Raw genomic sequence first — 19,699 nt, 5'->3', positions numbered from 1 at the left:
ACACCTGCGCGGTGCGGTGCTGGACCGCATGGAAGGAAGCCAAGCTCGCCGCCGGGGGGGGCCCCCCCCGGGCCCCCCGCCGCGCCCCCCCCCCGCGTCCGTACGGACGGAGCCGCACACCGCCCTGGGCGGGCCCGCCGGTCAGCCGCGCGGCGTCCAGAAAGCGGTGAGTGTGGCCACGCCGTGCTCCACCGATTTCCAGCTGCCGTCGAAGGTGAGGACGGCGAAGGCCGCGGTGGGGAAGCCGCTCCGGTTCATCCGGGGGTGCGTGTCGCCTTCCGCATCGCCCGCGAGGGCGTCGGCGAGGGCATGGGTCACGGGGTTGTGGCCGATGAGAAGAAGGTCGCGCACATCCTCGGAGACCTCGTTGACCACGGCGATCAGCTCGCCGAGGGAGGCTTCGTACAGCCGGTCGTCGTAGACGGTCCTGGGGCGCTGCGGCAGCTCCGCCACCGCCAGTTTCCAGGTCTCTCGCGTTCTCGCCGCGGTCGAGCAGAGAGCCAGATCGAAGGCGATACCCGTCGCGGCCAGCTCACGGCCCGCGACGGGGGCATCCGCACGGCCCCGGTCCGCGAGCGGCCTTTCGTGGTCCGCCACGTCGGGCCAGTCGGCCTTGGCGTGCCGGAGGAGGACGATCCTGCGGGGTGTTTCGACGCTCATGCTTTCCAGCTTCGCATGAAATGAGCCAGCGGGCGCTGGGTGTTGACGTGCTCACCCGGCACGGGTGAACGGCGCCGCCGCCGCTGACCGGTACTACCGGGCGAGGGTCAGATGCAGGTGTTCCAGGATCCGCCCGACGGTGGGGTCGGCGGTCGCGGCGTGCGCCTGGCCGGGATCCGCCATCAGCACGAACAGGACGACGAAGGCTATGGAGGGCAGGGCGAGGGACCACCACGGCAGCCGGGTGTCGACGCCGCCGGAGGGTGCCGGGGAGTAGGGCCGGGAGTGGGTACGGGCCGGCATGGCCGCCTCCGGAGGTCTGTGAATCGGTCGGTGATCCGTGATGCCTCCACGCTACGGATCGCGCAGCCCGGTTCCCATCCGGTGACCCACCCACTCGACCCTGACCCCTGCCCCCTAGGGGACAGGGGGGCCAGCCCCACCCCGGGGTGTCACGACGGCGGACGGTCAGGGGCTGGCGATGGTCGCGATGATGCTGATGATCACCATGATGCCGATGATGGTGCCGAAGACGAGCAGCAGTTTCCGCTGGCCGTTCTGAGGGTTCGGGTCGAGGACTGGCATACGGTCAGTCTCGCATCCGCGTCTCGTCCTCGATCGTCCGGTCCCGGCCCGCGACGACGCCCATCACCATCTGCGGTACGAGGAACGCCCCCATCAGCGCGATCGGCAGCCCCCAGCCGCCGGAGTACTCGTACACCACGCCCACCAGCATCGGGCCCGGGATGGAGATCAGGTAGCCGGTGCTCTGGGCGAAGGCGGAGAGCCGCACGACCCCCGCGCCGGTCCGCGACCGCAGGCCGATCATGGTGAGGGCCAGCGGGAACGCGCAGTTCGAGACGCCCAGCAGCACGGCCCAGACCCACGCTCCCCCGGCCGGTGCGAGGTAGAGCCCCGTGTAGGCGGTCAGCCCGCAGAGTCCCAGGGCGACGACCATCGGCCCCTGGCTGTTCATGCGCGTGGCGACCCGGGGGATCACGAAGGCCAGCGGCACCCCCATCACCATGGTCACGGCGAGCAGCAGCCCCGCCGTGCCCGCCGGGACCCCGGCGTCGCGGAAGATCTGCGGCATCCAGCCCATGGTGATGTACGCGCCGGTGGCCTGGAGGCCGAAGAAGCAGGCGAGGGCCCATGCCGTACGGCTGCGCCCGAGGCGGAGACCGGCGGTTCCGCCGCCGCCCGGCGCCGCGTCCTGACCGGCCGCCGGGGAGCCGGAGCCGGGGCCGAAGCCGGACGCGGTCGCGGAACGGTCGCGTGCCAGGGCGGCCCACGGCAGTACGGCGACGGCGGCGAGCACCGCCCACACGCCGAGCCCCGTACGCCAACTGCCGCCCAGCGCCTGGGTCATGGGGACGGTCACGGCCGCCGCCGTGGCGGTGCCGAGCGCCAGGCCCATGGAGTAGAGGCCGGTCATGGTGCCGACCCGGTCGGGGAAGTGGCGCTTGACGATCACCGGCATGAGCACGTTGCTGACCGCGATCCCCATGAGCGCGAGCGCGCTGGCGGCGAGGAAGCCCGCCGTACCGCCGGCGAAGGGGCGGAGCGCCACTCCCGCGGTGATCGCCACCATCCCGGCGAGGACGACGGCGCCGGGCCCGAAGCGCCGGGCCAGCCGGGGCGCGGCGAAGCCGAAGACGGCGAAGCAGAAGGGCGGTACGGAGGTGAGGACGCCCGCGAGGGTGCCGCTCATGTGCAGTCCGTCCCGTACCTCTTCGAGGAGGGCGCCGAGGCTGGTGATGGCGGGGCGGAGGTTGAGGGCGGCGAGGAGGAGCCCGGCGATCAGAAGCCGGGTGCGCCACTTCGACGTGGGCACCGGCGGCACGGCCGCGACGGCGGGCGCCGCCGGCCCGGCGGTCATGGACGGCCCGGAGGGGACCGAGGGGGCGGCGGGCGCCGGTATGCGCCCGGCCTGCGGACGGAGAGAGGTGTGCGGCTCGTCGGACATGGGGCCATCATAGAATGATGGGATGTTTTACTGTCCACCTGTGGGGCGCCGTCCCTCCGTGGATCCCGTCACCCTCCGACTCCCCGAGACCAGGAGCACCATGGCACTGACCTCTCCCCGGCGTTCCGCGCTCTCCGATCAGGTGATCGACGAGCTGCGGGACCAGATCACGTCGGGCGCGTGGCCGGTGGGCTCGCGCATCCCGACCGAGCCCGAGCTGGTCGAGCAACTCGGCGTGGCCCGCAACACCGTCCGCGAGGCGGTCAGGGCGCTCGCCCACAACGGGCTGCTGAGCATCCGGCAGGGGTCCGGCACGTATGTCGTCGCGACCAGCGAGCTGGCCGGCGTGATGCACCGCAGATTCGCCGGGACCGACCCGCTCCACATCGCCGAACTCCACACCACGCTCCAGTCCTCGGCGGCGCGGCTGGCGGCCCGGCGCCGTACGGAACGCGATCTGCACCGGCTCGACACGCTTCTCGCCCGGCGCGAGGAGGCGTGGGCCGCCGGGGACGCGGACCGGTTCGTGGCGGCGGACGCGGCGCTCCACCTCGCCGTCGTCGCCGCGTCGCACAACGACGTGATGACCGCGCTCTACGCGGACCTGGGCGATCTCCTGCGCGACTGGCTCCGGGAGGACGTGGGCCGGGAGCTGCGCCCCGAGAACCACATGGACCACGCGCGGCTGGTGGCGGCGATCCGGGCGGGCGACTCGGAGACGGCGGCGGCCGAGGCGGCGAGCTACACCCGGCACTGCCTGGTCACGGACGTGCGTGGCTGACCCGCACCGATCTGATCTCCTTCCAGCACCGGTCGGCGAGCCGGACGTATCCGGCGGCCCCGATGTCCACGGGCGCGCCCACGGTGTCGATGTCCCACCAGCGCGCGCAGTCCACGTGCAGCCGGACCCGGTCGGTCTCGGGGTACGGGTTGTGGCAGTACGCGACGGCGCGGGAACCCTGGATGTCCGTACGGCAGGTGGCGCGGAAACGGTCGGGGGCCGGGCGGTCCCGGCCGGGGCGGTCGGCGGCGACCGCGAACGCCGAGGCCGTCAGCGCGACGGCCACGAGAACGGCGGTACGGCGGCGCTGCGCGCGCATAGGGACACCTCCTCCCCCAGCGGGCGAGAACCGGTGGGGCCGGCCCCGTCCTGAGCCGTCCCGCCCAGTGTGCGGGGAAGCGCCGCTCTTTTCGACTCGGGGAGGAGCCGCGGGGAGACGGGCGACGGAGAAGGGGGGGGGGGGGGGGGCGGGGACGGCGGCGGGCGGCCGCGCGGCGGGGGGGGTGTGAGGCTCACACACTGATCCGCCGCCCCCCCGCGGGGGGGGGGGCCCCCCGCCGCTTTTTGGGTGGGGGGGCGGCGGGGGGGGGGGGGGGGCGCGGGCGCCGGCCGCGCGCGCGGGGGCCACCGCGCCCCCTTCTCAGTGCTGCCGGGAGTGTCAGGCACCCATCATGTGCACGCCGCCGTCGACGTGGACGATCTCGCCCGTCGTCTTCGGGAAGAAGTCCGACAGCAGAGCGACGACACCGCGGCCGGCCGGCTCCGGGTCCGACAGGTCCCAGTTGATCGCGGCACGCTCGTTCCAGACGTCCGCGAAGGTCTCGAAGCCCGGGATCGACTTGGCCGCCATCGACTTGAGGGGGCCGGCCGAGATCAGGTTGCAGCGGATGTTCCGCTCGCCCAGGTCTCGGGCGAGGTAGCGGTTGGTGGACTCCAGGGCCGCCTTGGCGACGCCCATCCAGTCGTACTTCGGCCAGGCGAACTGCGCGTCGAAGGTGAGGCCGACGACCGAGCCGCCGCGCTCCATCAGCGGCAGACAGGCCGTGGTGAGCGACTTCAGGGAGTACGCCGAGACATGCACCGCCGTGGAGACGTCCTCCCAGCTCCCCTCAAGGAAGTTGAAGGCGCCCTGGGGGCCGAAGGCGATCGAGTGCACGATGCCGTCGATCCCGGCACCCTCGCCCTGGTGCTCACGGATCTTGTCGGCCAGCCCGTCCAGGTGCTCCTGGTTGGTGACGTCCAGCTCGATGACCGGGGCGGGCTTGGGCAGCCGCTTGGCGATGCGCTCGACGAGCGTGAGCCTGCCGAAGCCGGTGAGGATGACCTCCGCGCCCTCCTCCTGCGCCACCTTGGCGGCGTGGAACGCGATGGAGCCCTCGGTGAGGACACCCGTCACGAGAATGCGCTTGCCGGCGAGGATTCCACTCATGTGATCAGTGACCCATGCCCAATCCGCCGTCAACGGGAATGACGGCTCCAGTGATGTACGAGGCGTCGTCGGAGGCGAGGAACCGCACCGTCGCGGCGATCTCCTCCGGCTGCGCATAACGGCCGAGCGGCACCTGCGAGACGATGCCCGCGCGCTGCTCGTCGGTGAGTACCTTCGTCATGTCGGTGTCGACGAAGCCGGGCGCGACGACGTTGAAGGTGATGTTCCGCGAACCCAGCTCACGGGCGAGGGAGCGGGCGAACCCGACCAGACCGGCCTTGGACGCGGCGTAGTTCGCCTGCCCCGCCGAGCCGAGCAGCCCGACCACGGACGAGATCAGTACGACCCGGCCCTTCTTGGCGCGCAGCATCGCGCGGTTGGCGCGCTTGACGACGCGGAAGGTGCCGGTGAGGTTGGTGTCGAGGACGGAGGCGAAGTCCTCCTCGGACATCCGCATGAGCAACTGGTCCTTGGTGATGCCGGCGTTGGCGACCAGCACCTCCACGGGACCGTGCTTCTCCTCGATCTCCTTGTATGCCTGCTCCACCTGCTCGCTGTCGGTGATGTCGCAGCGGACCGCCAGGCAGCCCAGCTCGGTGAGCGCCTGCGGCGGCTCGCCGGAGCGGTAGGTGATGGCGACCTTGTCGCCGTTGTCGGCGAAGGCACGGGCGATGGCGAGGCCGATGCCCCGGTTTCCTCCGGTGACGAGAACCGAGCGGCTCAACGGATCAGCCTTTCCTCAAGGGGTCTGGTACCCCTGAAAACCTATAGGTCCGACCCGGCCCACGGGGACTCGCCCCCTGACAGCGCCTCGGTGCACTCCCTGTCGGGTCCCTACAGAAACGACCACCGCCGCCGGTCCCGCCCGTGCTCACTCCCCGCCGTACAGCCGGTCGAGATCCACGAGCACGGCCTCGCCCCGCTCCCCGGCGGCCCGCAGCTCGGGGGTGAACCCTGCCGCGCCGAAGCAGACGAGCCTGGCCTGCGACACATCCGTCCCGCGCCCGGCCAGCAGATCCCTGATGCCACGCAGCCGTTCGAGATGCCCGACGCCCATGATCTGGCCCCACTTGCACTCGCCGAGTCCCAGCAGCACCCCGTTGTCCTGGCCGACAGCGCCGTGGACCACGACATCGACTTCGTACGACACCCGGTTCGCCGGATCCGCGACCGTGCCGTACGACACGTCGATCGGCAGCCCTCCGAACGTCTCGGGCGCCGCGAAGTGCGCGACCCAGTCACGGCAGAGCTGTTCGAAATGCGGGCCGACCACGGCGGGGAAGAAGCCCGGCCGACTGCTCCGCCAGGCGACCTCGGCCATCCCCCGGTCCAGCATGGCGATCTTCGGCCGGACGATGGCGTGGTCGAAGTTGATCAGCGGTTCCGCGACCTGGTACGTGCTGCGGTTCTTGCGGAACGCATCGGTCCGCCTTTGTACGAGTCCGCAGTCCTGGAGCACGGTCAGCGGGTGCGTGATGTCGCCGGTGGGCCGGGCGAGAAAGCTCGCGATACGGCCCGACGTGCAGTGGCCCTGTGCGATCGCGGAGAGAACCGAGTGATACACGGCCCGGTCGCGCAGATCGGACTCGTCGGCCAGCAGGTAGCGCGCCTCCCGGTAGAGGGGCGATCGGGGAGAGAGCACGGTGCGGCAGATCCAGGCGTCGAAGTCCTCGATGCCGGACGGGGTGTCGTCCCGTACGAACTCCCGCCGGTACGCGGGTGTACCGCCGACGACCGCGTGGACGAGTACGGCGAGCCGGGGATCGCCGATGCCCCAGAATTCGGCCGCCTTGCGGAAGTCCAGCGGATGCACGACCAGTTCCAGGCTGGCCCTGCCCCGCAGCGGCGACGTCCCGCTGAGCAGCCCGCCCATGAAGGCGAGCGAACTGCCGCACAGGAGAAGGCGCGTACGGGACTCCAGGCGCTCCGGACGGCGGGGCCCGTAGGCGACCTGGAGCACGGAGGGCAGGGACGGGGAGTGACGGGCGAGATAGGGAAACTCGTCGATCACCACAGGGAGCGGCCGCTCACGCCCGAGCGCGAGCAGCGCGTCGACGGCCGCCTCCCAGCGGTCGAAGCGCAGCGGCGCGACGCTCCCGGTGTACGTGGCCAGCTCCTCACCGAAGCGGCGCAGCGACTCGGCTTCCGTCGCCTCGTACGCACAGAAGTAGAAGCCGCCACCGGCCCGCGCGAGCCCGTCGAGCAGGAAGGACTTCCCCTGCCGACGGCGGCCGGACACCACCCCCAAGGTGGCCTCGGGCCCGGCATCGGCCGCGAAAGCGGTCAGCTCGCTCCACTCCCAGTCCCGGTCGAACATGTCGTCCGGCTTCGCGAGCGGGGCTGGTTCCTGTCGCGTGTCCAATGGTTCCGCCTCCTGCGGCTCGTCGAGGGAAACGTACTTCCGGGAAGTACGTTTCCCTCAACGAGCACGGTGTGCCGTCGGCACGGGACAGGCCCACCCGTCACCTACCACACACCGCGTTGCGGGCGGCCGAGGTGCCGCAAGGGGCCTTCGGTCCGGCTGCCGCGCATGATTCACTGCGGACGCAGAGAAGGTGCGACAACCAGAGCGTGATCAGAAGGGAAGGCAGCACGTGCCCCACGAGGTAGATCAGTCGTTCCTGGCGCTGCCGCTGCGGGCGCTCGCCGACGCCGCGCTCGCGCGGGCGCGGGCGCTCGGCGCGCAGCACGCGGATTTCCGGTTCGAGCGGGTGCGCGGCGCGGCCTGGCGGTTGCGGGACGGGAAGCCCGCCGGGTCGTCGGACACCACGGATCTCGGCTACGCGGTCCGGGTGGTGCACGGCGGGGCCTGGGGTTTCGCGTCCGGGGTGGATCTGACGATGGACGCGGCGGCGCGGGTCGCCGGGCAGGCCGTGGCGATGGCCAAGCTGTCGGCGAAGGTGATCGCCGCCGCGGGGTCCGACGAGCGGGTGGAGCTGGCCGAGGAGCCGGTGCACGCCGAGAAGACCTGGGTGTCGGCGTACGAGATCGATCCGTTCACCGTGCCCGACGAGGAGAAGAGCGGGCTGCTCGCCGAGTGGAGCGCGCGGCTGCTGCGGGCGGAGGGCGTGGCGCATGTGGACGCCTCGCTGCTCACCGTCCACGAGAACAAGTTCTACGCGGACACCGCGGGCACCGTCACCACCCAGCAGCGGGTACGGCTGCATCCGCAGCTCACGGCGGTCGCGGTCGACGGCAAGAGCGGCGAGTTCGACTCGATGCGCACGATCGCGCCGCCCGTCGGGCGGGGCTGGGAGTACCTGACCGGCACGGGCTGGGACTGGGACGCGGAGCTGGAGCGCATCCCCGGGCTGCTCGCCGAGAAGATGCGGGCGCCGAGCGTCGAGGCCGGCACGTACGACCTGGTCGTCGACCCGTCCAACCTGTGGCTGACGATCCACGAGTCGATCGGGCACGCCACCGAGCTGGACCGGGCGCTGGGGTACGAGGCTGCGTACGCGGGGACGTCCTTCGCCACGTTCGACCAGCTCGGGACGTTGGCGTACGGCTCCTCGGTGATGAATGTGACGGGCGACCGCACCGCCGAGCACGGGCTCGCCACGATCGGGTACGACGACGAGGGCGTCGAGGCGCAGTCGTGGGACCTGGTCAAGGACGGCACGCTCGTCGGCTACCAGCTCGACCGCCGCATCGCGAAGCTCACCGGCCTCGGCCGGTCCAACGGCTGCGCGTACGCGGATTCGCCGGGGCATGTCCCCGTGCAACGCATGGCGAACGTCTCGCTGCGGCCGGATCCGGGCGGGCTCGCCACGGAGGATCTGATCGGCGGGGTGGAGCGCGGGATCTATGTGGTCGGCGACCGGTCGTGGTCGATCGACATGCAGCGCTACAACTTCCAGTTCACGGGCCAGCGGTTCTTCCGGATCGAGAACGGCAAGCTGGCGGGCCAGCTCCGCGATGTCGCCTACCAGGCGACGACCACGGACTTCTGGGGCTCGATGGAGGCGGTCGGCGGACCGCAGACGTATGTCCTGGGCGGCGCCTTCAACTGCGGCAAGGCGCAGCCGGGCCAGGTGGCGGCGGTCTCCCACGGCTGCCCGTCGGCGCTCTTCCGCGGCGTCAACATCCTCAACACGACGCAGGAGGCAGGCCGATGACTTCCCCGACTTCCCCCAAGAGCCGCATCAGCAAGCCGCACGAGATCGTCGAGCGCGCCCTCGAACTCTCCACCGCCGACGGCTGTGTGGTCATCGCCGACGAGCAGTCCTCCGCCAATCTGCGCTGGGCGGGCAACGCGCTGACGACCAACGGGGTCACCCGGGGCCGTACCCTCACCGTCATCGCGACCGTGGACGGCGCGCGGGGGACCGCCTCCGGGGTCGTGTCGCGTTCCGCCGTCACCGCCGACGATCTGGAGCCGCTGGTACGGGCCGCCGAGGCCGCCGCGCGGGGCGCCGGGCCCGCCGAGGACGCGCAGCCGCTGGTCGGTGCCGGAGGCCCGGCGTCGGCCGGCTTCACGGACGCGCCCGCCGAGACGACCTCCGCCGTCTTCGACGACTTCGCGCCCGCGCTCGGCGAGGCCTTCGCGCGGGCCCGGTCCGGCGGCCGTGAGCTGTACGGGTTCGCCAACCACGAGCTGACCTCGACGTATCTCGGTACGTCGACGGGTGTACGGCTGCGCCACGACCAGCCGAGCGGCACCCTGGAGCTGAACGCGAAGTCGCCCGACCGTTCGCGTTCGGCCTGGGCGGGGCGGGCCACGCGTGACTTCCGGGACGTGGACCCGGCCGCCCTCGACGCCGAGCTGGCCCGGCGCCTCGCGTGGGCCGAGCGGAAGGTGGAGCTGCCCGCGGGGCGGTACGAGACGCTGCTGCCGCCGACCGCCGTGGCCGATCTGCTGATCTACCAGTTCTGGTCGTCCACCGCCCGGGACGCGGCGGAGGGCCGTACGGTCTTCTCGCTGCCGGGCGGCGGCACCCGCGTCGGCGAGAAGCTCTCCGAGCTGCCGCTCACGCTGCGCAGCGACCCGCACGAGCCGGGTCTGGAGTCCGCGCCGTTCGTGATCGCGCACGCCTCCGGCGACGACGCCTCCGTCTTCGACAACGGGCTGCCGCTCGCCCCGACGGAGTGGGTGAGCGGCGGCACCCTGGACCGGCTGGTCACCACCCGGCACAGCGCCGCCCTGACCGGGCTCCCGGTCGCCCCCGGTATCGGCAATCTGATCCTGGACGCGGGGGGCGAGCGCTCGCTGGACGAGATGGTCTCGAACACCTCGCGCGGGCTGCTGCTGACCTGCCTCTGGTACATCCGCGAGGTCGACCCGGCGACGCTGCTGCTCACGGGGCTGACCAGGGACGGCGTCTATCTGGTCGAGGACGGTGAGGTGGTCGGCGAGGTGAACAACTTCCGGTTCAACGAGTCGCCCGTCGATCTGCTGTCGCGGGCCGTGGAGGCCGGCCGTACGGAGAAGACACTGCCGCGTGAGTGGGGCGACTGGTTCACCCGGGCCGCGATGCCCGCCCTGCGCGTCCCCGACTTCAACATGAGCTCGGTCAGCCAGGGAGTATGACCCCCATAGACTGGTGATTCACCGCAGGACCATGCGCACCATCCGCGTGCGCACCACCCGAGGAGAGAAACGACCGTGACGGACATCGTCGACGACCTGAAGTGGCGCGGGCTGTTCGCCCAGTCCACCGACGAGGACGCCTTGCGCAAGGCGCTCGCGGACGGTCCCGTCACGTTCTATTGCGGTTTCGACCCGACCGCGCCCAGCCTGCACGTGGGTCATCTGGTGCAGGTGCTGACCGTACGCAGGCTCCAGCAGGCCGGGCACCGGCCGCTGGCGCTGGTGGGCGGGGCCACCGGGCAGATCGGTGACCCGCGGCCGACCGCCGAGCGGACGCTGAACGACCCGGAGACGGTGGCGGGCTGGGTGGAGCGGCTGCGGTCGCAGATCGAGCCGTTCCTCTCCTTCGAGGGGCCGAACGCGGCGACCATGGTCAACAACCTGGACTGGACCGCGGGGCTGTCCGCGATCGAGTTCCTGCGGGACATCGGGAAGCACTTCCGCGTCAACAGGATGCTGACGAAGGACTCGATCGCCCGCCGGCTGGAGTCCGACGAGGGCATCAGCTACACCGAGTTCAGCTACCAGCTCCTCCAGTCCATGGACTTCCTGGAGCTGTACCGGCGGTACGGCTGCGTCCTCCAGCAGGGCGGCAGCGACCAGTGGGGCAACCTCACCGCCGGTCTGGACCTGATCCACCGCCTGGAGCCGGGCGCCGAGGTGCACGCGCTGGCGACGCCGCTGATGACGAAGGCGGACGGCACCAAGTTCGGCAAGACGGAGGGCGGCGCGGTCTGGCTCGACCCGGCGATGACCACGCCGTACGCGTTCTACCAGTTCTGGCTGAACGTGGACGACCGCGACATCTCCGCGTACAGCCGCATCCTCAGCTTCCGCGGCCGCGAGGAGCTGGAGGAGCTGGAGCTGGCCACGCGGGAGCGTCCGCAGGCGCGCGCCGCTCAGCGGGCGCTGGCCGAGGAGCTGACGACCCTGGTGCACGGCGCCGAGCAGTGCGCGGCGGTCATCTCGGCGTCCCGGGCGCTGTTCGGCCAGGGCGAGCTGACGGGGCTGGACGAGGCGACGCTGGGCGCGGCGCTCTCCGAGGTCCCGCGTGCCGAGGTCACGGAGCTGGCGTCGGTGGTGGATCTGCTCGCCGCGGTGGGTCTGGCGCCGAGCAAGTCGGCGGCGCGGCGGACCGTCAAGGAGGGCGGGGCGTACGTGAACAACGTCAAGGTCGCGGACGGTGAGGCGGTTCCGGAGCGTACGGAGCTGCTGCACGGCCGCTGGCTGGTGCTGCGCCGCGGGAAGAAGAACCTGGCCGCGATCGAGGTCACGGCGGGCTGAGCAGTACGGGGGTACCCGGGCCGCGGCCGGGTGTGTGGGCAACGGTCCGCGCACCCGGCCGCGGCGCTGTCCGCCGGCCGCCGGGGCGTGCGTACCCCGGCCGCGGCGCTGTCCGCCGGAGGCGCTGCCGGTCCGTCGGGCGCGCCGTCCGTCAGATGCGTTCGCGGGTCCCCGCCGGGCCCCTTTCGCCGCGGATGGAATGCCAGACCTTGGTGACCAGCGCGACCACGATGATCGCCCCGATGAGCTGGAGCACATGGCGGGTCCAGTCGACGCCCTTGGTGTCCGCGACACCGAGCCAGCCGGCGACGGCGTTGCCGAGCACGCTGCCCAGGATGCCGCACAGGATCGTCAGCCAGAGAGGGATGTTCTGCTTGCCCGGGATGATCGCCTTGGCGATCAGGCCGAGCACCAGGCCCACAACGATGACCCACAACCAACTCATGGTCGCCTCCTCACGCGGCGCGATGTGCGCATGAGGGCCAGTCTGTGGCGGCCGGTCGTACCGCGCATGTCGGACGCGGCTGTACGGGGCGCGACGAGAGGCGTCGACGCGGGTGATGAGGAACACCGGTCACGCCGGAGGGTGACCCCCTCTCGTGGCCGCCGCACCGTCGGCGTACCGTGAGAGGTGTCCGGTCCGGGGTGGTCCGCGGTGAGAGTCCGGCGGCACGAAATCGGGTGGTGGAACGTGATGCGGAAGCAGAGCGGCGCGGAGGTCTTCCGGATCACCGGGGCCCGTACAGGACTGGCCGAGGATGTACGTGGCCGGCAGCGCCGGTATGTGATCTCGATGAGCGTGCGGACGCTCGCCGTGGTCGCGACGGTTGCCCTGTGGAACGTACAACGGCCGATCGCGATCGTGACGCTCGCCCTGGGGGTGCTGCTGCCCTATGTCGCGGTGGTCATCGCCAACGCCGGCCGGGAGAACTCCCCCGCGCTGCCGTCCACCTTCGTCGGGACGTCGATGCTGCCCCCGATGATCGCCGCGTCGCCCGCGCCCGGCACCGCGCAGGCGGGTGCCACGGGCGCCGGCCGGGAGTACGGCGAGGGGCCGTCGCCGGCGCGCGAACCGGTGTGACACGAGGGGTCGGGCGCAGGCGGGAGCGGATTCTCCGCGTCCGCACAGCACGGCCGAAGCCTCAAGAAAAGCTCAGATCAATCGTGAAGTTCCGGTGCACGGCACCCCGTTGCCCGTGACATACTTTGCAGGCGCTCCGCATCCCCCGTCGGAGCGACGGACCGACGCCGGGCAGCTCCCCCCGTGGCTGCTCGGCGTCGCCATTTCCGGGGGCTTCCCGGCCGCCCGCCGCTCACCGCGACGACCGGGCCGGTCACCGCGACCGGGCTCCGCGGACTCGTCCTAGGGTGGGTGGGTGAACTTCCCCCTCTTTCCCGCGCCCGGCTCCCCCGACGACCAGGCACCCCCGGTCTGCTCCGCGAAGGGCTGCCGGGACGCCGCCGTCTGGGTCCTGGCCTGGAACAACCCCAAGCTGCACACACCGGAGCGCCGCAAGACCTGGCTGGCGTGCGACGCGCACCGCGAGCATCTGTCCTCGTTCCTGGGGGTGCGCGGGTTCCTCAAGGAGGTCGTGACGCTCACCGAGTGGGAGGAGCGCTCGGACGGCGGCGGGGAGGGCACGGAACGGGGAGAGCGCGCGGAACGGGAGGAGCCCGGATCAGCCTCCGATGGCTGACATCGGGCGGTCCGGCTGAAGGAACGCGGGATCGTCCAGACCGGAACCGGCCTTCTTTCCCCACATCGCGAGCTTCCAGAGCGTGGCTATCTCCTCGTCGGGCGCGCCCGAGCGCAGGGCCGCCCGCAGGTCCGTCTCCTCCCGGGCGAACAGGCAGGTCCGCACCTGCCCGTCGGCCGTGAGCCGGGTGCGGTCGCAGGCGCCGCAGAACGGGCGGGTGACGGAGGCGATCACCCCGACGCGGTGCGGGCCGCCGTCCACGAGCCAGCGCTCGGCGGGCGCCGAGCCCCGTGCGCCCTCGTCCTCCTCGGTGAGGGTGAACCGGGTCCGCAGCGAGGCCAGGATGTCACCGGCCGTGACCATGCGCTCGCGCTTCCAGCCGTGCTGCGCGTCGAGGGGCATCTGCTCGATGAACCGCAGCTCGTAGCCGTGCTCCACGGCCCAGGCCAGCAGCTCGGGGGCCTCGTCCTCGTTGACCCCCGGCATCAGGACCGTATTGACCTTGACGGGGGTCAGCCCGGCGTCGTGGGCCGCCCGCAGCCCGTCGAGGACGTCATGGTGGCGGTCGCGGCGGGTGAGGGTCTTGAAGACGTCGGGCCGCAGGGTGTCGAGCGAGACGTTGACCCGGTCGAGACCGGCGGCCTTCAGCGCGGCGGCCGTGCGCCCCAGTCCGATGCCGTTGGTGGTCAGGGACATCCTGGGGCGCGGCTCCAGCGCCGCGCACCGCTCCACGATCCCGACGAGCCCCGGCCTGAGCAGCGGCTCACCGCCGGTGAAGCGGATCTCCTCGATGCCCAGGCGCGTCACGGCCATCCCGATCAGCCGGACGATCTCGTCGTCGGTCAGCAGATCGGTCTTCGTGAGCCACTGGAGCCCTTCCTCCGGCATGCAGTAGGTGCACCGCAGATTGCACCGGTCGGTGAGCGACACACGGAGATCCGTGGCGACCCTGCCGTAGGTGTCGATGAGCACTGTGGCCCCTCCCGGTGGTTCCTGATGGTCGGTGCGGCTCCCCGGTGATCGGATCCGGCTCCTTCGAGCGTACGTCAGACCGCTGACACCACCGGTCCCGGTGTACGGCGGCGAACGCGCGGGCACGCCGGGGCGGGTACGCCGCGAGGCCGCGTCGTGGCACTCCACGACGCGGCCTCGGAGGCTGTCACCGACCGCCCGGGGTCAGTGCGCGCCCGTACCGGTGAGGGACTTGACCTCCAGCTCGGCGTACTTGCCGCTGTCCGGCTCGTCCTTGGACAGTACGGTTCCCAGCCAGCCGAGCAGGAAGCCCAGCGGGATGGAGATCAGCCCGGGGTTCTCCAGCGGGAAGAAGTGGAAGTCGACGCCCGGGAACATCGACGTGGGCTTGCCCGAGACGACCGGTGAGAAGAGCACCAGCAGGACGGACGAGGACAGACCGCCGTAGATCGACCAGAGGGCGCCCTGGGTGGTGAACCTCTTCCAGAACAGGCTGTAGAGGATCGTCGGCAGGTTGGCCGAGGCGGCGACGGCGAAGGCGAGGGCGACCAGTCCGGCCACGTTGAGGTCGCGGGCCATGGCGCCGAGGCCGATGGAGACGACACCGATGGCGACGGTCGCCCAGCGGGCCGCGCGGACCTCCTCCTTCTCGGTCGCCTCCCCCTTGCGGATCACGTTGGCGTAGATGTCGTGCGCGAACGACGAGGACGAGGCCAGCGTCAGCCCGGCGACGACCGCGAGGATGGTGGCGAAGGCGACCGCCGAGATCACGGCCAGCAGGATGGCGCCGCCCGTCGAACCGGCTCCACCGCCGATCTCCAGGGCCGCCAGGGGAGCCGCCGTGTTGCCCGCCTTGTTGGAGGCGATGATGTCGCCGGGCTTGAGGAGCGCGGCGGCGCCGAAGCCGAGGACGATCGTCATCAGGTAGAAGGCACCGATGATGCCGATGGCCCAGATGACGGACTTCCGGGCTGCCTGCGCGGTCGGCACGGTGTAGAAGCGGATCAGGATGTGCGGCAGCCCCGCCGTACCGAGGACCAGCGCGATCCCGAGCGAGATGAAGTCCAGCTTCGAGGTGGCCGTCGCCCCGTACTTGAGACCGGGCTCCAGGAAGGCCGCGCCCTTGCCGCTGTTGCTCGCCGCCGTGCCCAGCAGGTCGGAGAGGTTGAAGTGGAACTTCCACAGGATCAGGAACGTGATCAGCAGGGTGCCCGCGATGAGCAGGACCGCCTTGACCATCTGCACCCAGGTGGTGCCCTTCATGCCGCCGATCGTGACGTACACGATCATCAGCAGGCCGACCAGGGCGACGATGGCGATCTTCCCGGCGTCGCTGGTGATGCCGAGCAGCAGGGAGACCAGCACACCCGCGCCGGCCATCTGCGCCAGCAGGTAGAAGATCGAGACGACGATGGTGGAGGTACCGGCGGCGGTACGGACCGGGCGCTGGCGCATGCGGTACGCGAGGACGTCGCCCATGGTGTAGCGGCCGGAGTTGCGCAGCGGTTCCGCGACGAGCAGCAGGGCCACCAGCCAGGCGACCAGGAAGCCGATGGAGTAGAGGAAGCCGTCGTATCCGAAGAGCGCGATGGCCCCGGCGATACCGAGGAACGAGGCGGCGGACATGTAGTCGCCGGAGACGGCGAGGCCGTTCTGGAAGCCGGTGAACTGCCGGCCGCCCGCGTAGAAGTCCGAGGCGTCCTTGGTCTGGCGGCCGGCCCAGACGGTGATGATCAGGGTCGCCACGACGAAGAGCCCGAAGAGCGTGATGATCAGCGGCCGGTGCTCGCTGGCGTCCCCGGCGGCGGCGAGCTGGGCCGGGGCGGACTGGCTGAGGAGAGTGACCGGGTGGCTCATGCGTCCGCCTCCATGCGGGACTTGATGGCCTCGGCCTGCGGGTCGAGCTTCCGCGCCGCGTGCCGCGAGTAGACCCAGGCGATGAGGAAGGTGGTGGCGAACTGTGCGAGGCCGAGGACCAGCGCGACATTGATGTTGCCGAAGAGCTTGGTGCCCATGAAGTCGCCTGCGTAGTTGGACAGCAGGACGTACAGCAGGTACCAGGCGATGAAGGCGACGGTCAGCGGAAAGGCGAAGGAGCGGTAGGTGCGGCGCAGTTCGCCGAACTCCTCGCTCTCCTGCACCGCGACGAACTGGGCCGTCGTGGGCTGCGCGCGGGTGGCCCCGGTCTTCGGGGCCGCCTCGGGTGTGGACGGGGCGGTGCTGGTGTCCGTACCGCCCTCGGGCGGCGGCGGTGTGTCGGAAGCCACGGACTCTCCTCGTGACGCGGGTGCGGTGGGGTGGGTCATGGGGCGGGGAACCTCACAGGGAACGCGTGGGTACTGGTCCCCCTGACAACGGCACGGGAGGCAGGGCGAAGCGGTTCAACACCGGCCTTTTTCTTGCGGAAAGGATTCGTAAGTGATTGATGACCACGGCAGGTCGGAGATAACTTCACTGGTCATGTACCCGTCCAGGCGTAGCCCGCGCCGGGACGGCTCTCACGGATGATGTGGAGAACCCATGGCACATCTGGGATCCAGACGGCGGCGCGTGCTCGCGCTGCCCGTAGGTCTGGCCCTCACCGTCTCGCTCGGCTTCCTGCCGACCGGTACGGCCACGGCCGCCGACACGGCCGCGGCGGGCGGCCCGTCCGCCCCGGTGGTGACGGACGGACCGAAGCTCTCGTACGTGGTGAACACCCGCGGCGGGCGCTCGGTGATCGCGTCGGTCGAGAAGGCCATCGGCAAGGCCGGCGGCACGGTGGTGACGTCCTACGACCGGATCGGCGTCATCGTCGTCACCTCGCAGAACCCGGACTTCGCCAAGACGGTCCGCAAGGTCAGGGGCGTCGACTCGGCCGGTGCGACCCGTACGGCGCCGATGCCCTCGCAGTCCACGACGGACCTCGGGGCGCCCCGGGAGGTGACGGCCGAGGAGATCGCGGCGGCGACCGCGAAGGCCGAGCGCGCGAACAAGCAGTCCAAGGGAGCGGCCGGGGCGTCGAGCAAGGCCCTGGCCCAGGACCCGCTGGAGCCGTTGCAGTGGGACCTGCCCGCCATCAAGGCGGACAAGGCGCACGAGAAGACGCTCGGCAGCAGGAACGTCACGGTCGCGGTCATCGACACGGGTGTCGACGACACGCACCCGGACCTCGCGCCGAACTTCGACCGCGCCGCCTCGGTCAACTGCGTGAGCGGCAAGCCGGACAGGACGGACGGCGCCTGGCGGCCGGCCTCCGGTGAGAGCCCGCACGGCACGCATGTGGCGGGCGAGATCGCCGGGGCGAAGAACGGCGTGGGCATCACCGGGGTCGCGCCGGGCGTGAAGGTGGCCGGCATCAAGGCGTCCACCCCGGCCGGGTACTTCTACGCCGAGGCCGTCGTGTGCAGCTTCGTCTGGGCCGCCGACCACGGCGTGGACGTGACGAACAACAGCTACTACACCGACCCGTGGTACTTCAACTGCACCAGCGACCCGGACCAGAAGGCCCTCGTCGACGCGGTCACCCGGGCCACCCGGTACGCGGAGAACAAGGGCACGGTCAACGTGGCCGCGGCGGGCAACGAGAACTACGACCTGTCCTCCGACTCGATCACCGACCCGAGCAGCCCGAACGACTCGACGCCGGGTGAGCGGGTCGTCGACCCCTCCAAGTGCTTCGACATACCGACCCAGTTGCCGGGTGTGGTGACGGTCGCGTCCACCGGTGCCAAGAACCTGAAGTCGTCGTTCTCCAACCACGGTCTGGGGATCATCGACGTGGCGGCCCCGGGCGGCGACTCCACCCGCTACCAGACGCCCGCCCCGCCGGCGACCAGCGGTCTGATCCTCGGCCCGCTGCCGGGCGGCACCTGGGGGTACATGGCCGGTACGTCGATGGCCTCCCCGCACGCCGCGGGTGTGGCGGCGCTGCTGAAGTCGACGCATCCGCACGCGCCCGCGTGGGCCATCAAGGCGCTGCTGAAGGTGCAGGCGGAGGACCTCGCCTGCCCGGAGGCGTACGACATCGACGGTGACGGACAGATCGACGCCGTCTGCGAGGGCGGCAAGCGCTACAACGGCTTCTACGGGGCGGGTCTGGTCGACGCCCTGGCGGCCGTCAGCAGGTAACGCCCGGCGGCAGGACACCGCCAGGACGGACGAAGCGCGGGCCGCCCGGTACGGACGGCCCGCGCTTCCTGTTCGCATGAGGGGCCTCAGACGGCGATGAGCACCTTGAGCGCGGCGCGCGTGTCCATCGCCTTGTAGCCGGCGGCGACGTCCTCCAGCCCCACCCGCAGGTCGAAGACGGGCGACGGGTCGATCGTGCCGTTCAGCACGTCGGGGAGCAGCTCCGGCAGGTAGGCGCGGGCGGGTGCGACGCCGCCGCGCAGGGCGATGTTCCGCGAGAACATGTGGCCCAGGTCGAGACCGGTGGCGCTGCCGTGCGGCACGCCGACGTAGCCGATGGTGCCGCCGTCGCGGGTGATCTTCACCGAGGTGAGCATGGACTGCTCGGTGCCGACCGCCTCGATCACGCAGTGCGCTCCCTGCCCGCCGGTCAGCTCCCGTACGGCCGCGACCGCCGCGTCGCCGCGCTCGGCGACGACATCGGTGGCGCCGAAGCTCCTGGCGATGTCCGTACGGGCCTGGTGGCGCCCGAGCGCGATGATCCGCTCGGCGCCGAGCCGCTTGGCGGCCAGCACACCGCAGAGCCCGACCGCGCCGTCGCCGACGACGGCGACCGTGGCGCCGGGCCGCACCCCGGCGCCGACGGCGGCGTGGTGACCGGTGCCCATCACGTCGGAGAGCGCGAGCAGCGCGGTCAGCAGCCGGTCGTCGGAGGCGGCGTCCGCGGGGAGCTTGACCAGCGTGCCGTCGGCGTGGGGCACCCGTACGGCCTCGCCCTGTCCGCCGTCGGAGCCGGGCTGCCCCCAGATACCGCCCTCGGGGCAGGAGGTCTGGACGCCGTCGTGGCAGAACTCACAGACGCCGTCGGACCAGGCGAAGGGCGCGACGACGAGATCGCCGGACGCGAATCCGCCCACGTCGGAGCCGGTCTCCTCGATCACGCCGAGGAATTCGTGGCCGATCCGCTGCGAGGGCCCGGTGCGCCCCTCGCCCCGGTACGGCCACAGGTCGCTGCCACAGATGCAGGAGCGCAGGACCCGTACCACCGCGTCGGTGGGCTGCTGGATCACGGCGTCCGGCACCTCCTCGACACGGATGTCGCCGGGTGCGTGGATGACGGTGGCGCGCATGTGGGGGGTTACCTCTTCCGCTGGCGTTCAGGGCATTGATTGGTACGACCATCCAATGGCCGACCATCCACCGTAAGCCC

At 71.4% G+C, this 19,699-nt stretch carries 20 protein-coding genes; 7 read left to right on the top strand and 13 right to left on the bottom strand.

The window, feature by feature from the left end; translation table 11 throughout:
- Positions 1–141: 141 nt before the first annotated feature.
- The 4 genes from ACFXPK_RS17280 to ACFXPK_RS17265 form a co-directional block, all read right to left on the bottom strand.
- A complete protein-coding gene (locus ACFXPK_RS17280) occupies positions 142–660 on the bottom strand; it encodes a SixA phosphatase family protein (protein WP_385004552.1) in 519 nt (172 codons plus the stop codon).
- A gap of 93 nt (positions 661–753) precedes the next feature.
- Complete coding sequence (locus ACFXPK_RS17275) at positions 754–963, bottom strand: hypothetical protein (protein WP_385004550.1); 210 nt, start codon at positions 961–963, stop codon at positions 754–756.
- 165 nt (positions 964–1,128) lie between these two features.
- Positions 1,129–1,245 carry an SGM_5486 family transporter-associated protein gene (locus ACFXPK_RS17270; protein ID WP_283958703.1) on the bottom strand — a complete coding sequence of 39 codons (117 nt, stop codon included), beginning with the start codon at positions 1,243–1,245 and terminating at the stop codon, positions 1,129–1,131.
- Positions 1,246–1,249: 4 nt separating this feature from the next.
- Positions 1,250–2,626 carry a CynX/NimT family MFS transporter gene (locus ACFXPK_RS17265; protein WP_385004548.1) on the bottom strand — a complete coding sequence of 459 codons (1,377 nt, stop codon included), beginning with the start codon at positions 2,624–2,626 and terminating at the stop codon, positions 1,250–1,252.
- A gap of 100 nt (positions 2,627–2,726) precedes the next feature.
- Between ACFXPK_RS17265 and ACFXPK_RS17260 the strand changes: the two genes are divergently transcribed.
- Positions 2,727–3,407 carry a FadR/GntR family transcriptional regulator gene (locus tag ACFXPK_RS17260; protein ID WP_385004546.1) on the top strand — a complete coding sequence of 227 codons (681 nt, stop codon included), beginning with the start codon at positions 2,727–2,729 and terminating at the stop codon, positions 3,405–3,407.
- Here ACFXPK_RS17260 and ACFXPK_RS17255 read toward each other — a convergent pair.
- The 4 genes from ACFXPK_RS17255 to ACFXPK_RS17240 all read right to left on the bottom strand — a co-directional run bounded on the left by ACFXPK_RS17255 (position 3,388) and on the right by ACFXPK_RS17240 (position 7,153).
- A complete protein-coding gene (locus ACFXPK_RS17255) occupies positions 3,388–3,726 on the bottom strand; it encodes a hypothetical protein (RefSeq protein WP_385076108.1) in 339 nt (112 codons plus the stop codon). The two genes, ACFXPK_RS17260 and ACFXPK_RS17255, sit on opposite strands and share 20 nt — an antisense overlap.
- Positions 3,727–4,065: 339 nt before the next feature.
- Positions 4,066–4,836: an enoyl-ACP reductase FabI gene (gene fabI / locus ACFXPK_RS17250; protein ID WP_385004542.1), complete on the bottom strand. Its 771-nt coding sequence runs from the start codon at positions 4,834–4,836 to the stop codon at positions 4,066–4,068.
- A 4-nt stretch (positions 4,837–4,840) separates the two neighbouring features.
- Complete coding sequence (gene fabG / locus ACFXPK_RS17245; RefSeq protein WP_329826278.1) at positions 4,841–5,560, bottom strand: 3-oxoacyl-[acyl-carrier-protein] reductase; 720 nt, start codon at positions 5,558–5,560, stop codon at positions 4,841–4,843.
- A 147-nt stretch (positions 5,561–5,707) separates the two neighbouring features.
- Positions 5,708–7,153, bottom strand: coding sequence for an ATP-binding protein (locus tag ACFXPK_RS17240; protein ID WP_385076114.1), 1,446 nt, complete (start codon positions 7,151–7,153; stop codon positions 5,708–5,710).
- Positions 7,154–7,430: 277 nt separating this feature from the next.
- Between ACFXPK_RS17240 and ACFXPK_RS17235 the strand changes: the two genes are divergently transcribed.
- The 3 genes from ACFXPK_RS17235 to tyrS all read left to right on the top strand — a co-directional run bounded on the left by ACFXPK_RS17235 (position 7,431) and on the right by tyrS (position 11,710).
- Positions 7,431–8,954, top strand: a complete 1,524-nt coding sequence (locus ACFXPK_RS17235; RefSeq protein WP_385004540.1) for a TldD/PmbA family protein — start codon at positions 7,431–7,433, stop codon at positions 8,952–8,954.
- Positions 8,951–10,366 carry a metallopeptidase TldD-related protein gene (locus ACFXPK_RS17230; protein WP_385076104.1) on the top strand — a complete coding sequence of 472 codons (1,416 nt, stop codon included), beginning with the start codon at positions 8,951–8,953 and terminating at the stop codon, positions 10,364–10,366. The genes ACFXPK_RS17235 and ACFXPK_RS17230 overlap by 4 nt, the downstream gene beginning before the upstream one ends.
- A gap of 75 nt (positions 10,367–10,441) precedes the next feature.
- The gene (gene tyrS, locus ACFXPK_RS17225) at positions 10,442–11,710 is read left to right on the top strand and encodes a tyrosine--tRNA ligase (RefSeq protein ID WP_385004536.1); all 1,269 of its coding nucleotides are present in this window, start codon (positions 10,442–10,444) and stop codon (positions 11,708–11,710) included.
- A gap of 151 nt (positions 11,711–11,861) precedes the next feature.
- On the opposite strand, the gene ACFXPK_RS17220 is transcribed toward tyrS, so the two are convergent.
- Positions 11,862–12,155, bottom strand: a complete 294-nt coding sequence (locus ACFXPK_RS17220; RefSeq protein ID WP_385005715.1) for a GlsB/YeaQ/YmgE family stress response membrane protein — start codon at positions 12,153–12,155, stop codon at positions 11,862–11,864.
- 249 nt (positions 12,156–12,404) lie between these two features.
- Here ACFXPK_RS17220 and ACFXPK_RS17215 point away from each other — a divergent pair, with 249 nt between their 5' ends.
- On the top strand, positions 12,405–12,791 hold the full coding sequence (locus ACFXPK_RS17215; RefSeq protein WP_385005713.1) for a DUF3099 domain-containing protein: 387 nt from the start codon (positions 12,405–12,407) through the stop codon (positions 12,789–12,791).
- A 295-nt stretch (positions 12,792–13,086) separates the two neighbouring features.
- Positions 13,087–13,407 carry a hypothetical protein gene (locus tag ACFXPK_RS17210; RefSeq protein ID WP_385076099.1) on the top strand — a complete coding sequence of 107 codons (321 nt, stop codon included), beginning with the start codon at positions 13,087–13,089 and terminating at the stop codon, positions 13,405–13,407.
- Here the strand turns inward: ACFXPK_RS17210 and moaA are convergent.
- The 3 genes from moaA to ACFXPK_RS17195 form a co-directional block, all read right to left on the bottom strand.
- Positions 13,390–14,379 (bottom strand): GTP 3',8-cyclase MoaA, encoded by a 990-nt coding sequence (gene moaA / locus ACFXPK_RS17205; RefSeq protein WP_385005709.1) that lies wholly within the window; start codon positions 14,377–14,379, stop codon positions 13,390–13,392. The genes ACFXPK_RS17210 and moaA overlap by 18 nt on opposite strands.
- Positions 14,380–14,583: 204 nt before the next feature.
- Positions 14,584–16,236, bottom strand: a complete 1,653-nt coding sequence (locus ACFXPK_RS17200) for a cation acetate symporter (RefSeq protein WP_385005707.1) — start codon at positions 16,234–16,236, stop codon at positions 14,584–14,586.
- Positions 16,233–16,646 carry a DUF485 domain-containing protein gene (locus tag ACFXPK_RS17195; RefSeq protein WP_385005705.1) on the bottom strand — a complete coding sequence of 138 codons (414 nt, stop codon included), beginning with the start codon at positions 16,644–16,646 and terminating at the stop codon, positions 16,233–16,235. Before ACFXPK_RS17195 ends, ACFXPK_RS17200 begins: the two co-directional genes overlap by 4 nt.
- A gap of 253 nt (positions 16,647–16,899) precedes the next feature.
- Between ACFXPK_RS17195 and ACFXPK_RS17190 the strand changes: the two genes are divergently transcribed.
- Positions 16,900–18,489, top strand: a complete 1,590-nt coding sequence (locus ACFXPK_RS17190) for a S8 family serine peptidase (protein ID WP_385076095.1) — start codon at positions 16,900–16,902, stop codon at positions 18,487–18,489.
- A gap of 86 nt (positions 18,490–18,575) precedes the next feature.
- Here the strand turns inward: ACFXPK_RS17190 and ACFXPK_RS17185 are convergent, their stop codons facing one another.
- Complete coding sequence (locus ACFXPK_RS17185) at positions 18,576–19,619, bottom strand: zinc-dependent alcohol dehydrogenase family protein (protein WP_385005702.1); 1,044 nt, start codon at positions 19,617–19,619, stop codon at positions 18,576–18,578.
- Positions 19,620–19,699: the final 80 nt, after the last annotated feature.

Source organism: Streptomyces sp. NPDC059142 (genome assembly GCF_042755665.1).
Taxonomy (GTDB): Bacteria; Actinomycetota; Actinomycetes; order Streptomycetales; family Streptomycetaceae; genus Streptomyces.
This window is presented reverse-complemented; position numbering and strand designations above follow the sequence as displayed.